12 protein-coding genes are annotated in these 12,880 nt (G+C 58.4%); 7 read left to right on the plus strand and 5 right to left on the minus strand.

Features of this window, described 5'->3' with window-relative positions:
- Positions 1–31: 31 nt before the first annotated feature.
- On the minus strand, positions 32–1,096 hold the full coding sequence (locus ACTYEO_RS01995) for a class I SAM-dependent methyltransferase (RefSeq protein WP_449322030.1): 1,065 nt from the start codon (positions 1,094–1,096) through the stop codon (positions 32–34).
- Positions 1,093–2,004 (minus strand): prolipoprotein diacylglyceryl transferase, encoded by a 912-nt coding sequence (lgt, locus tag ACTYEO_RS02000; RefSeq protein ID WP_449322031.1) that lies wholly within the window; start codon positions 2,002–2,004, stop codon positions 1,093–1,095. The genes ACTYEO_RS01995 and lgt overlap by 4 nt, the downstream gene beginning before the upstream one ends.
- A gap of 112 nt (positions 2,005–2,116) precedes the next feature.
- On the opposite strand from lgt, the gene ACTYEO_RS02005 reads away from it, so the two are divergent.
- The 5 genes from ACTYEO_RS02005 to ACTYEO_RS02025 all read left to right on the plus strand — a co-directional run bounded on the left by ACTYEO_RS02005 (position 2,117) and on the right by ACTYEO_RS02025 (position 5,347).
- Positions 2,117–2,365, plus strand: a complete 249-nt coding sequence (locus ACTYEO_RS02005; protein WP_449322221.1) for an accessory factor UbiK family protein — start codon at positions 2,117–2,119, stop codon at positions 2,363–2,365.
- 349 nt (positions 2,366–2,714) lie between these two features.
- Positions 2,715–3,218 carry a YbjN domain-containing protein gene (locus tag ACTYEO_RS02010; RefSeq protein WP_449322032.1) on the plus strand — a complete coding sequence of 168 codons (504 nt, stop codon included), beginning with the start codon at positions 2,715–2,717 and terminating at the stop codon, positions 3,216–3,218.
- Between the two features lie 31 nt (positions 3,219–3,249).
- A complete protein-coding gene (gene proC / locus ACTYEO_RS02015; protein WP_449322033.1) occupies positions 3,250–4,062 on the plus strand; it encodes a pyrroline-5-carboxylate reductase in 813 nt (270 codons plus the stop codon).
- 3 nt (positions 4,063–4,065) lie between these two features.
- Positions 4,066–4,398 (plus strand): tRNA-binding protein, encoded by a 333-nt coding sequence (locus ACTYEO_RS02020; protein ID WP_449322034.1) that lies wholly within the window; start codon positions 4,066–4,068, stop codon positions 4,396–4,398.
- 1 nt (position 4,399) lies between these two features.
- The gene (locus ACTYEO_RS02025; RefSeq protein ID WP_449322035.1) at positions 4,400–5,347 is read left to right on the plus strand and encodes a 2-hydroxyacid dehydrogenase; all 948 of its coding nucleotides are present in this window, start codon (positions 4,400–4,402) and stop codon (positions 5,345–5,347) included.
- 50 nt (positions 5,348–5,397) lie between these two features.
- Here ACTYEO_RS02025 and ACTYEO_RS02030 read toward each other — a convergent pair whose 3' ends face one another.
- Positions 5,398–5,979 (minus strand): thymidine kinase, encoded by a 582-nt coding sequence (locus ACTYEO_RS02030; protein ID WP_449322036.1) that lies wholly within the window; start codon positions 5,977–5,979, stop codon positions 5,398–5,400.
- A gap of 109 nt (positions 5,980–6,088) precedes the next feature.
- Between ACTYEO_RS02030 and ACTYEO_RS02035 the strand changes: the two genes are divergently transcribed.
- A complete protein-coding gene (locus tag ACTYEO_RS02035; protein WP_449322037.1) occupies positions 6,089–6,547 on the plus strand; it encodes a hypothetical protein in 459 nt (152 codons plus the stop codon).
- Between the two features lie 100 nt (positions 6,548–6,647).
- Here ACTYEO_RS02035 and carB read toward each other — a convergent pair whose 3' ends face one another.
- Positions 6,648–9,977 carry a carbamoyl-phosphate synthase large subunit gene (carB, locus tag ACTYEO_RS02040; protein WP_449322038.1) on the minus strand — a complete coding sequence of 1,110 codons (3,330 nt, stop codon included), beginning with the start codon at positions 9,975–9,977 and terminating at the stop codon, positions 6,648–6,650.
- A gap of 481 nt (positions 9,978–10,458) precedes the next feature.
- Here carB and ACTYEO_RS02045 point away from each other — a divergent pair, with 481 nt between their 5' ends.
- A complete protein-coding gene (locus ACTYEO_RS02045) occupies positions 10,459–11,688 on the plus strand; it encodes a class I SAM-dependent methyltransferase (protein ID WP_449322039.1) in 1,230 nt (409 codons plus the stop codon).
- 5 nt (positions 11,689–11,693) lie between these two features.
- Here the strand turns inward: ACTYEO_RS02045 and ACTYEO_RS02050 are convergent, their stop codons facing one another.
- Positions 11,694–12,827, minus strand: coding sequence for a peptidoglycan DD-metalloendopeptidase family protein (locus tag ACTYEO_RS02050; protein WP_449322040.1), 1,134 nt, complete (start codon positions 12,825–12,827; stop codon positions 11,694–11,696).
- Positions 12,828–12,880 lie beyond the last annotated feature (53 nt).

Raw genomic sequence — 12,880 nt, forward strand, 5'->3', positions numbered from 1 at the left:
CAGTTTGAGAGAGTGTGGGCACATGGTCTCGCTACACGTCTAGGGCAGGGGGCAGGGGAGCGGAGGCTGGCGTCAGGGCGAGCACTTTAAACAGGTTCCCCATTTCTTCGGGATGGGTCAACCGCCTATGTGCGGCGATATGGGTATTCAGGGCCTCGCCGCTTAGGGCCGCGGCCAGCGTTTGCGCGCGTTGCGTGATGCCGAGACGTTCCAGAAACACGCCCTGCGCTGTGAGCTTCGAGGCCCGCGCGGGCTGTGCGGCCTGTGCCAAAGGCCCGAAGGCTACATGGGCGGTCAGATCAACAAGACCCGGCTCTTCCAGCGGGTTGGTATAGGCATGGGTTTTAACAGCCTGAAAGGTGTTTTCGCGGCTCAGCGCATCTCCATAATCGATGATCAAACCCGCGCCACCATGGTCGGCAATCCTGCGCCCGATATCTTCTGCGATCGCCTCGGAGGCGGGGTTGAGCTCGATGATCTGCCCCTCTTCCGTGTCGGCAAGGCGGTGCTGTAGGGGCGGGATGGCGCCTTCAGGGCCAAGGCCCCAATGCAGCGCCCCGTCTTTCGCGCCAATCAGACGCTCGCGCCATGCGTTCCCGCTGCGCTGGAATTGCCGAATGGGCAGGGCATCGAAGAACTCGTTAGCGACAAGGAACAGCGGGCCTTCGGGCAAATCGGCGACGGATAGGTGATGGGTGATGTCATGCCCCTGCAAAGCGTCACTTTGGGCCTTTTGCAAAATTGGTGAGGCCTCTACCAAATGAAGCTGCATCGCATCATGGAAGCCCTGTACAGCTGCCGTAGCGCGCAAAATATCCGCCATCAAGGTGCCACGACCCGGGCCAAGCTCGGCTAGATAAAAGGGCTTGGGCGCGCCTTGGTCCAGCCAGACTTGCGCCAACCACAGCCCGATCACCTCGCCAAACATCTGGGAAATCTCGGGCGCAGTGATGAAATCGCCCTCAGCCCCGACCGAGCTTTGCGTTGTGTAATAGCCATGCTTCGGATGCAGCAGGCACTCGGCCATATATTCAGCGACATTCAGCGGGCCAGACTGTTCGATCCGCCGCAGCAAGGACTCCTTAAGCGCCGTCATCGCGCCGCCCGTCTGACATAGATAATCAGCGCAATCCCCAGCAGCAGCATCGGCAGCGACAGAATTTGCCCCATGGTCAATCCAACTGTGTCACTCATCCAGATTGCATAGCCGCGGGGATGGTTTTCAAAGAATTGCAGATCGGGTTGGCGGAAATATTCGACGATGAACCGCGACAGCCCATAGCCTGCAAAGAACAGCCCTATGGTCTGGCCCGGAATTTTCAGCCAACCACGGCGATAGACCAGCCAAAGCAGAATCGCAAAAAGGATCAGACCCTCAAGGGCGGCCTCATAGAGTTGTGACGGGTGACGTGCGCAGAGCGTTTGCCAAGCCCGCTCGATCAAGCCCTCAGGGCCGGGGCAGGTTTGGGCGGCCTCTCCGGGGAAGATCACACCCCATGGCATATCCGTGGGGCGGCCCCATAATTCGGCATTGATGAAATTGGCGATACGGCCAAAAAACAGCCCCGGTGCGGCTGACATGGCCACGGCATCCCCAAGGCTGAGCGCGGGGATATTATTGAGCCGCGCAAAGCCGTATCCCGCGACGACAACGCCCAATAGGCCGCCGTGAAAGGCCATGCCGCCTTGCCAGACCTTCAGGATATCGATTGGGTTTTGCAGGTAATAGGCGGGCTGATAAAACAGCACAAAGCCAAGCCGCCCCCCCAAGATCACCCCAAGGATCATCCAAGTCAGAAGCGACTCGACCTGTTCCTTGGTCATGGGCGGGGTGGTGTTGCGCCACAGATCGGCCCGCGCCATCAGCCTGACCACCAGCCACCATGCCAGCAGCAGGCCTGCAATATAGGCCAGCGCATACCACCGCAGCGCAAACTCGAACCCGCCTATCGAGATCGCGAAAATCTCGGGCGAGAGGTCGGGAAAGGGGATCGCGGTGTTCATGGGCGCTCCGAATGAAGATTTACCGCTTGGATGATTGGGGGATGCGGCGATGTCAACCTTGATGCAGGCGCAAAGCTACCCCATATAAGGGTCAGCAAAAGAGGAGCACATGATGCAGACCCGCAATAAAATCATGGAAGATATCGGTCAATTGATGACCAACGCCATGGGCGTGGCGCAAGGTGCCAAGGATGAAGCCGAAAACGCGATGAAATCCATGATGGATCGCTGGCTGGCCGATCGTGATTTCGTCACCCGCGATGAATTCGACGCAGTGCGCGCCATGGCGCAAAAAGCCCGCGAAGAGAATGAGGCTTTGAAGGCCCGTCTAGACGCGCTGGAAACCAAGCCTAAAAAATAATCTTCGCCTTAGCGGAGGATAGGCGGGCGCTTTGGCGCCCGTTTTCGTTTCTGCAGTCCAGATCTGCCGACCCATCCTTTGGCGACAATCCTATGCGCTTGGGGATAAGTTTTCACAGCGCCGCAGAATAATGCACAGCACCCAAAATCTTGTGGACAGATACCGCCTCAAACACGATTTGCAGTGCCGTCATCAAAATATCGCTTTACAGGTGGCTCAAGTCGCATCACCATATTTGGTATGGGGTCGGGCTGTTCCGGCGACCCATGGTAGATGCACCCAGCCATTGGTGGGCGTCTTGGAGCGATAACCGAGGCCCCGCACGGCTGCCAACAAAGAGGCCTGGGCAATGTCGCTATCCGAAGAATATCTTGACGTCGATGATCTCCATCCCATTGATATCGTAGAAAATCTGGCCACGCGCCATGAATGGGATTTTGATCGTGTCGCTGATGACCAGATCGCCATGGCGATTGAAGGTCAGTGGCGCACCTATTCCATCACATTGGCTTGGTCTTCCTATGACGAAACGCTGCGCATGATTTGCACCTTCGACATGGAGCCACCCGAGGATAGCCTGCCAAAGCTCTATGAGGTGCTGAACCTGACCAATGACAAATGTTGGGCGGGGGCTTTCAGCTATTGGCTCGAACAGCGCTTGATGGTCTATCGTTACGGTCTGGTCCTTGCGGGCGATCAATTGGCAAGCCCCGAGCAGATCGGATGCATGGTCGAGACAGCCGTATTCGCCGCCGAGCGCTATTATCCTGCCTTCCAATTGGCATGCTGGGGCAACGAGACGCCGCAGCAAGCGATGCAGGTCGCCATTGCAGAGACCTACGGTCGCGCCTAACCTGAGCCCGAGTTAACCCTCGGGAGGCAGGATGAATTTCGACGACGTGAAACGCCGCGGTCTGGTGATGTTGGGCTGCGGCAAGATGGGATCGGCCATGTTGCAGGGCTGGTTGGGGCGGGGTCTTGCGCCAAGCTCGGTCCATGTGATTGACCCCTATCCATCGCATTGGCTGCTGGCACAGGGCGTGCAGATCAACCAAGCCCCGCCTGATGATGCAGCCGTGGTCGTGGTGGCCGTAAAGCCGCAAATGATGATCGAGGCTTTGCCCCAGATCGCCCGTTTTGGCGGCGGTGGAAGCCTGATTATCTCGGTCGCGGCGGGCACGCCGATTTCCTTTTTCGAAGACCATCTTGGCGCGGATAGCCGCGTGGTCCGCTCCATGCCGAATACGCCCGCGGCTGTTGGCAAAGGGATCACGGCGATTGTCGGGAATGTGGCGGCCAGCACCTCTGATCTGGAACTGGCCTCCTCCCTGCTGGAGGCGGTCGGTCAGGTGGTGCAACTGGACAATGAAGACCAGATTGATGCGGTTACAGGCGTGTCTGGCTCCGGCCCTGCCTATATCTTTTATATGATTGACGCGCTTGCCGCCGCCGCCCGCGCCGAAGGCTTGCCTGCGGATATGGCGATGCAATTGGCCAAAGCCACCGTCGCGGGGGCTGGCGCCTTGGCCGAAGATGCGCCCGAGACGCCCGAGCAATTGCGCATCAATGTCACCTCGCCCAATGGCACGACGCAGGCGGGGCTTGAGGTCTTGATGGATAAGGACAGCGGGCTTGCCCCTTTGATCCGTCGCACTGTCGGGGCGGCGGCCAACCGGTCTCGTGAATTGAAAGGCTGAGCGATGATTTCCTTTGATGACTTCATGAAGGTCGATATCCGTGTGGGCACAGTGACCCACGCCGAAACCTTCCCTGAGGCGCGCAAGCCAGCGATCAAGCTTTGGGTTGATTACGGTGGTGAGATCGGGGTCAAGAAAAGCTCGGCCCAGATCACGGCGCATTATACCCCAGAGGATTTGATTGGCAGGCAGGTGATGGGGGTGGTGAATTTCCCGCCCCGCCAGATCGGGCCTTTCATGTCCGAGGCCTTGGTGCTTGGACTGCACGATGAAAAGGGAGCGGTTGTTTTGATCGCGCCCGATACACCCGTTCCCGATGGCGCAAGGATGGCCTGATATGAAATTGCTGATTTCCCGCCGCTTGCCTGACAGCGTGATGGCCAAGGCGGAAGCACGGTTCGAGGTGACGACCCGTTCAACAACCCAACCTATGGATCATGACGAAGCGGTTGCGGGTTTGCGTGATTATGACGTGGTCCTGCCGACCTTGGGCGATGCCTTTCGCGCCACCGCTTTTGAGGCCGCGCCAAACCCACGCTGCAAGCTGCTGGCGAATTTCGGGGTCGGGTATAACCATATCGATGTGGATGCCGCCCGCGAAGCCGGGGTTGCCGTAACCAATACGCCCGGTGCTGTGACAGATGCCACGGCTGACATCGCTATGACCCTGATCTTGATGACCGCGCGCCGCGCTGGCGAGGGCGAGCGGATGGTGCGGGCTGGCAAATGGGAGGGCTGGCACCCGACCCAGATGCTTGGCCTGCATCTCAGCGGCAAGACGGTTTGTGTGATCGGAATGGGCCGCATCGGTCAGGCCATCGCGCGGCGCTGCCATTTCGGCTTTGGCTGCCGCATTGTTTATGCCAACCGCTCGGCCAAGGATATGGAGTTTCCCGCCGAGCAGATGCAGCTTCTGGATGCGATCGGCGCGGCGGATGTGGTTGTGCTGGCGACACCTGGCGGGGCTGAGACCCATCATTTATTCAGCAAGGATGCTTTGGCCGCGATGCAGCCCCATGCGATCATGGTTAATATCTCACGCGGGGATGTGGTGGATGAACAGGCCCTTGTTGCCGCCTTGGAGGCAGGGCAGATCGGTGGCGCTGGCCTTGATGTTTATGAATTCGAGCCCGCGCTTCCTGAGGCTTTGACCCGAATGGAAAATGTCACCCTCCTGCCGCATCTGGGCACAGCCGCCTTAGAGGTGCGTGAGGATATGGGGCGCTTGGCGCTGGCCAATATCATCGCCTTTGAAGAGGGACAGGAATTGCCCAACCCCGTGTGAACTGGGCGCGGTTTTTTCTGTTCAATGCAGGGGGAGAGCTGGCGTGCGCCCTAGCGGTCGCCTGTGGCTTCGCGCCAGTGGGTGCGGCAGAGCGATACATAGCGGTCATTGCCCCCCACTTCGATCTGCGCCCCTTGCGTGACGGCATTGCCATGCTCATCGGTGCGGATCACCATGGTGGCCTTCTTGCCGCAATGGCAAATAGTGCGCACTTCACGCATTTCATCGGCCAGCGCCAGCAATGCCGCAGAGCCTGGAAACAGCTCTCCCTGAAAATCAACGCGGAGGCCATAGCACATCACAGGCGTGTTCAGATCATCCACGGCGCGGGCCAGTTGCCAGACCTGATCCTTGGTCATCCATTGGGCTTCATCCACCAAGACACAGGCACAAGGGCCTTGCTCCAAACGGGCTTTGATCTTGGCAAAAAGATCATCGCTTTGGGTATAGGTATCGGCCTCGGCCTTGATGCCAATGCGGCTTCCAATGCTGCCCGTTCCTGCACGATCATCAAAATTGGCGGTCAACAGATAGGTCTGCATCCCGCGCTCGATATAGTTATAGGATGCCTGAAGCAGCAGGGTCGATTTGCCCGCATTCATGGTCGAGTAGTTGAAGTATAGTTTTGCCATGTTTTGCATTTGCCTCAAGCCAAGGCAGTTTCGCAAGCATCTATCCGCGCTTCATTGACCTGCATGGGCAAAAAAGGTTCTGCTACATGTCGGATGCAGGAGAGATCAGATGACCGATAGAGTGACAAATTACCTGAAGAAACATTCCGAGGCGCTGATCAAGGATGTGGGCTATGCCACGGCCTGCGAGGTCACGGGGAAGTCCAAGGCGACTTTGGGGCGGTATTATTCTGACGCATCCGAGCATGTTAACCGTTTCATGCCAATTGATACGGCCGTTCAACTGGAAGCGGTTGCCAGCTATCCGCATGTCACCAGCGCAATGGCCGAGCTGAACGGGATATCGCTGAGCCATGACAAACCCACGCAAGGCCCGCGCAGCGTCGGTGGGGTGAACAGCCATGTGGTAGAGTTGAGCCAGCGCTTTGCCCTATTGATGGCGGAATATCACCAAGCCATTCAGGATGCCAAAATCTCGAATAATGAGGCCAAGCGGCTGTTGCATGAAACGGTCGAGCTGCAAAAGGTGCTGGTGGAAATCAAGCTCCACCTCGAGGCGGAAACCTGAAGCTTCGCGTTTAAAGCGAAGAACCCAAAGCCATCCGTCATTCGCTCCGAAACACCTAAGGGCCGCCGTAACGGCCCAAGGTGGTTTGCTTGATCAAGTCTTAGCCCTGAAGCGAGCGCACACCCAATTCCCCCTCGCGGGAGGCTTTCATCGCCAAAGCGGCTGCATGGCTGGCAGCCAGCGTGGTGAAATAGGGGATTTTGTCATAAAGTGCGACCGAGCGCATGGAACGGCTATCCTCAACAGCCTGTGCGCCTTCGGTGGTGTTCAGCACAAGGCTGACCATGCCATCCTTCATGATATCAACAATGGTGCGCCCGCCTTCATAGGCCTTATTCACCACATCCGATGCGATCCCGTGGCCCTCAAGGAATTTCGCGGTGCCGGAGGTGGCAAGAATGGTCAGGCCAAGCTCGGTCAGGGTCTGGGCAGTCTCGACCAGTTGATCCGTCTTGTCCGCATCCTTGATCGACAGGAATACCGTGCCGCTATCAGGCAATTGCGTGCCTGCGCCAAGCTGCGCTTTCAGGAAGGCGCGCGGGAAGGTGCGATCCCATCCCATAACCTCGCCTGTCGAGCGCATTTCTGGCCCCAAGAGGGTATCGACACCGGGGAAGCGGGCGAAGGGCAAGACGGCCTCTTTCACGCTGAACCAAGGGGTGCGGAAATCAGCCAGCGATAGCGGATCCCCCATCGGAATGATGGTGTCATCATCAACCTGTTTATGCGGCTTGGCCAAGGGGAAAGCCGAAAGCTTTTCGCCCGCCATCAAACGCGCGGCAATCGAGGCGATGGCACTATCGGTGGCCTTGGCCACGAAAGGCACGGTGCGCGAAGCACGCGGGTTGACCTCGATCAGGTAGATATCCTCTCCTTTGACGGCGAATTGGATATTCATCAGGCCGACAACATTCAGCGCTTTCGCCAAAGCCTCGGTCTGCTCGATGATGCGGTTCTGCGTCTCGGTCGAAAGGGTATGGGGTGGCAGCGAACAGGCGCTATCGCCCGAATGCACGCCCGCCTCTTCGATATGCTGCATGATGCCCGCGACATGGACCGCTTCGCCATCGCAAAGCGCATCGACATCCACTTCGACCGCGCCATCGAGATAGCTGTCGAGCAGAACAGGGCTGTCGCCAGAGACCACAACAGCCTCGGCGATATAGCGATTGAGTTGCGCTGTATCGCGCACGATCTCCATGGCACGGCCCCCCAGAACATAGGAGGGGCGGATCACCAGCGGGTAGCCAAGCGCCTCGGCGGCGGCTTTGGCTTCGGTATCGGAATGGGCAATCGCGTTTTCTGGCTGTTTCAGGCCAAGCCGCTGGACCAATTGCTGAAAGCGCTCACGATCTTCGGCCAGATCGATGGCATCGGGCGTGGTGCCAAGGATCGGAATGCCTGCATCATGCAGCGCATTGGCCAGTTTCAGCGGGGTTTGCCCGCCGAATTGCACGATCACACCATGCAATGTGCCTGCCTCTTGCTCGGCGCGCAAAATCTCCATGACATGCTCATAGGTCAGCGGCTCGAAATAGAGGCGGTCCGAGGTGTCATAATCGGTCGAGACAGTCTCGGGGTTGCAGTTGATCATGATGGTTTCATAGCCCTGATCGGTCAGGGCGAAACAGGCATGACAGCAGCAATAATCAAATTCGATACCTTGGCCGATACGGTTCGGACCACCACCCAGAATGACGACCTTCTTGGCATCCGAGGGGCGCGCTTCGCATTCCACCTCGCCCATCACGGGGGCTTCATAGGTTGAATACATATAAGGCGTTTGCGCTTCGAATTCCGCCGCGCAGGTATCGATCCGCTTGAAAACGGCTGTCACGCCTTGGGCCACGCGGGCCGCGCGAATGCTGGCCTCGCTTCGGCCCGTAAGTGCGGCAAGGCGGGCATCTGAGAAGCCCATCATCTTCAGCTTGCGCAGCTCATCTTCATCGGTTGGCAGCCCCGCTTCACGGATGACTTCTTCGGTCTCGATGATCTCGCGGATGCGGGCAAGGAACCACGGGTCGAATTTGGTGACGGCTGCAATATCTTCATCAGATAAACCGTGGCGCATGGCCTGCGCGATCACGCGGATGCGGTCTGGTGTCTGCTGGCTCAGGGCTTTGGTGATGGCGGCCTTTTCAGGCGCACCCGGAATGGTGATCTCGTCAAAACCGGTCAGCCCTGTTTCCATCGAGGCCAGCGCTTTTTGCATCGATTCGTGGAAGGTCCGACCGATGGCCATGGCCTCACCCACCGATTTCATGGCGGTGGTCAGTTCCGGCTTGGAGCCAGGGAATTTCTCAAAAGCAAAGCGCGGAATTTTGGTGACGACATAATCGATAGTCGGCTCAAAGCTGGCAGGCGTGACCTTGGTGATGTCATTGTCCAACTCGTCCAGCGTATAGCCCACGGCCAGTTTCGCGGCGATCTTGGCGATCGGGAAACCCGTCGCTTTCGAGGCCAGCGCTGAGGAGCGGGAGACCCTAGGGTTCATCTCGATCACGACCATTCGGCCATCGGCAGGGTTGATCGCCCATTGCACATTGGAGCCGCCCGTTTCGACGCCAATCTCGCGTAAAACAGCGATCGAGCCATTGCGCATGATCTGGTATTCTTTATCCGTCAGCGTCAGCGCAGGGGCCACGGTGATCGAGTCGCCCGTATGCACCCCCATCGGGTCCACATTCTCAATCGCACATACGATGATCGCGTTATCCGCCTTGTCGCGGACAACCTCCATCTCGAATTCCTTCCAGCCAAGCAGGCTTTCATCGATCAGGATTTGCGACATGGGCGAGGCCTCAAGGCCCGAGCGGCAGAAATGCTCATAGTCGTCGCGGTTATAGGCCACGCCACCACCGGTGCCGCCAAGCGTGAAGGCAGGACGGATGATCGCGGGCAGACCGATATCTTCCAGCGCGTCCAATGCCTCGGCGATACCGGCCTTGATGTCGTATTTGCCGTTCTCGAGCTTGGGCGATGTCACGATGGTCGCTTTGGGGTTTTCCAGCCCGATCCGGTCCATTGCTTCACGGAAGAGCTTGCGATCCTCGGCCATCTCGATCGCATCGCGCTTTGCGCCGATCATCTCAACGCCGAATTTCTTCAGCACACCCATTTCCTCAAGTGCGAGTGAGGTATTAAGACCCGTCTGCCCGCCCATTGTCGGCAAAAGCGCATCAGGGCGTTCTTTCTCGATGATCTTGGCCACGACCTCAGGGGTGATCGGCTCGATATAGGTGGCATCGGCAAGGCCGGGATCGGTCATGATTGTCGCGGGGTTCGAGTTCACGAGGATGACACGGTAGCCTTCTTCGCGCAGTGCCTTACAGGCCTGTGCGCCAGAATAATCGAACTCGCAGGCCTGACCGATAACGATAGGCCCCGCTCCGATGATCATGATGGATTGGATATCGGTTCTTTTTGGCATTTCGACCCCCGGGTGCGGCAGCAATTGGGGCGCGCAGAGATGTCCTCGCGCGCAAATTGAATGCGTTATAGACATGGGGCGTGGGGGCGCAAGGGGATGAGCGGGAGATAATCGCCAAAAGACCACCCACAGCGCTGCTTGGCAGGTGTTGATGAGTATTTTTGGGATAGAGAAGCCGGAAAGGTCCAGCCTCTGCCCGGGACAATCCGAGGGGCAGAGGCCTTCTCCATCCACGGTCATCGGCGCTCCCGCCTGTACCGCCCTCGGAGTTCAGCGCAATTTGGTGAATTTTTTGCTAAAAGCGCGTCGCTCTATTCTTCATCCCCAAAATACTCTCGCCGAAGGCAAATGGGCGCGGTGAGGGCTGCCTGTGGCAGCTTGAGGCGGGCCCACGCTTTCCCGTATTTTGAGTTTTTTGGCAATTTGAAGTAATCTGCCCGACAGGAACCGGCACGTTTTGTCTCAAGCAATGAGGTATGGCATGTGGACCCTGATCCTTGATGCGATGTTTCGCAGCTTCATTACTGAAGGCGCTTTGCGGGTTGTCTATCCCGACGGGCAGGCAAGGCTTTACGGCGAGGGCGACGCGCCCGTCCAGATCCGTTTGCAGGCTGAGGATCTTCCGAAAAACCTGGTTTTGCGCACGGATTTGGCTCTGGGTGAGGCCTATATGGACGGTGCCTTGGAGATTGTTGACGATGATATTGATGGTTTCATGGCTTTGGTTGCGGTCAATATCGCACGCTCAAGAGGGCTGTGGTGGCGCAATGCGATCTTAAGAGGGCGCAGGTTCAGGCGTGTGTTTGATCAGTGGAACCCAATCTCGCGCGCAAGATCGAATGTGGCCCATCACTATGATCTTGATGCACGGCTCTATGATCTTTTCCTTGATGAGGACCGCCAATATTCCTGCGCGTATTTTCGGCATCCCGATATGGGACTTGAGGCAGCGCAGGAGGCGAAAAAGCGCCATATCGGCAGAAAACTGCTTCTGCAGCCGGGAATGAAGGTGCTGGAGATCGGCAGCGGTTGGGGCGGGCTGAGCCTGAGTCTGGCGCGCGATTACGGGGTTGAGGTTCTTGGTGTAACGCTATCGACAGAGCAACATCGGATCGCCAGCGCGCGGGCGCGTGATATGGGTCTGTCCGATAAGGTCAGGTTTGAATTGCGCGATTACAGAACCGTCACGGGCCAATTCGACCGTGTCGTTTCGGTCGGCATGTTCGAGCATGTGGGCGCCCCGCATTACCGTGAGTATTTCAGACATATCCACGCGCGTTTAAAAGAGAATGGCGTAGCGCTTGTCCACACAATCGGGCGCAGCGGCCCGCCTGGCACGACCAGTCCTTGGATCACGAAATATATCTTTCCAGGCGGATATGTGCCTGCTTTGTCTGAGATGTCGGCGGCCGTAGAAAAAGAGGGGCTCTGCGCCACTGATATCGAGATTTGGCGGCTGCATTATGCCGAGACCTTGAAGCATTGGTATGACCGCTTCATGACCCGCCAAAGTGACGCTCTCGCCCTTTATGATGACAGGTTCTGCCGCATGTGGCGCTATTACCTGAAGGCCTCGGAATATGCCTTTCGGCATACGGGGCAGACCGTGTTCCAATACCAATTGGCGCGTGACCAAACGGCCGTGCCGTTGACGCGGGACTATCTCTATTCTGAACAGGAAAGCGAGGCGCGGCTCAAAGCTGCGGAGTGACGCCTCTATTCAAACAGGTTGGTTGGGTCCACGGCTTCAAACCCGCGGCGCACTTCAAAATGCAGGAAGGACGGATCGCCCGGGCCAACATCGGCGACGGTCTGGCCGCGGGTGATCGTGTCGCCGCGGCTGACACGGATATTCTGGATATTGGCATAGACCGTCAGCATATTGTCGGGGTGGCGCAGCACGAGGATCGGGATTTGATCGGTATCGCGGGTGATGGCCGCGACCTCGCCCGCAGCGGCGGCGCTGACATTGGTGCCTGTGGCCGCCGAGATATCAATGCCTTCATTTGATCCCGAGAAGGGCCGCAGAATATCCCCCGAGACAGGGCGCAACAGCTGCCCATTGCTTGAGGCGGATGGGGTTGCTGCCGGTGCAGGTGTCGGGGCAGGGGCGGCGGTTGTCTCATTTGAGGTCGCGGCGGGGACCGCGGCTGTGGCAATGGGCTCTGGCAAGGCTGTTGCGGCCGAAGGGGGCTCGGGCGTCGCCGAGGCGCCAGGGGCGGCGGCATCTGGGGCCGTGCTTGCCTCTTCGATGACCAGCGGGATGATCAGGAATTGGCCTTCGCGCACCGACAGATCGGGCCCCAGCCCGTTCCAATCGGCCAAGGCGCGCACCGAGACGCCATATAGCCGCGCAACGGAATAGGCGGTTTCACCTCGGGTGACGCGGTGGCGCACGGGCTCTTGGCCATCTTGAACCTCGATGGTCTGTGGTGGCGCGCTGGCCTCTGCGGCATCAATCGCGCTTGTGGCGATCTGGGTGATATCGGTGGTGGTTGCGGTGGTGCCTGCGGCGGGGTCCAGACGACGGGGCAGGGCCAGCACTTCACCGCCGCGCATCGGGTCATTGACGGTGCGGCCATTGAAGCGGGCAAGCTCCTCGCCCTCTATCCCGATACGGGTTGCAACCGTGCCGACCGTATCGCCGCTGCGGGCAACGACAACTTGGTAATTCGGATAGGTGATCAGCCCTTGCGCATCAGGTTCGGGGCGTGCGGCCGTTTCAGGCGCATTCGCATTCGAGATGGCATTGCCGCGGAAATCGAAATCAATCGGTCCGCCTGCGCCGATGCAGGCAGTGAGAAGGGGCGTGCAAATAGCAAGCAGAAGCATCGGGTTGCGGCGGGTCATGGGCTGCTCATCCTCATGTGTCTCAAATAACGGCACTGATTATTATTTTGTCG

Source organism: Rhodophyticola sp. SM2404 (assembly GCF_053570515.1).

What these genes read in the sequence shown, in the direction of transcription:
- ACTYEO_RS01995 (WP_449322030.1), bottom strand. Translation starts at nt 1,096, where the DNA reads ATGACGGCGCTTAAGGAGTCCTTGCTGCGGCGGATCGAACAGTCTGGC.
- lgt (WP_449322031.1), bottom strand. Translation starts at nt 2,004, where the DNA reads ATGAACACCGCGATCCCCTTTCCCGACCTCTCGCCCGAGATTTTCGCG.
- ACTYEO_RS02005 (WP_449322221.1), top strand. Translation starts at nt 2,117, where the DNA reads ATGCAGACCCGCAATAAAATCATGGAAGATATCGGTCAATTGATGACC.
- ACTYEO_RS02010 (WP_449322032.1), top strand. Translation starts at nt 2,715, where the DNA reads ATGTCGCTATCCGAAGAATATCTTGACGTCGATGATCTCCATCCCATT.
- proC (WP_449322033.1), top strand. Translation starts at nt 3,250, where the DNA reads ATGAATTTCGACGACGTGAAACGCCGCGGTCTGGTGATGTTGGGCTGC.
- ACTYEO_RS02020 (WP_449322034.1), top strand. Translation starts at nt 4,066, where the DNA reads ATGATTTCCTTTGATGACTTCATGAAGGTCGATATCCGTGTGGGCACA.
- ACTYEO_RS02025 (WP_449322035.1), top strand. Translation starts at nt 4,400, where the DNA reads ATGAAATTGCTGATTTCCCGCCGCTTGCCTGACAGCGTGATGGCCAAG.
- ACTYEO_RS02030 (WP_449322036.1), bottom strand. Translation starts at nt 5,979, where the DNA reads ATGGCAAAACTATACTTCAACTACTCGACCATGAATGCGGGCAAATCG.
- ACTYEO_RS02035 (WP_449322037.1), top strand. Translation starts at nt 6,089, where the DNA reads ATGACCGATAGAGTGACAAATTACCTGAAGAAACATTCCGAGGCGCTG.
- carB (WP_449322038.1), bottom strand. Translation starts at nt 9,977, where the DNA reads ATGCCAAAAAGAACCGATATCCAATCCATCATGATCATCGGAGCGGGG.
- ACTYEO_RS02045 (WP_449322039.1), top strand. Translation starts at nt 10,459, where the DNA reads ATGTGGACCCTGATCCTTGATGCGATGTTTCGCAGCTTCATTACTGAA.
- ACTYEO_RS02050 (WP_449322040.1), bottom strand. Translation starts at nt 12,827, where the DNA reads ATGACCCGCCGCAACCCGATGCTTCTGCTTGCTATTTGCACGCCCCTT.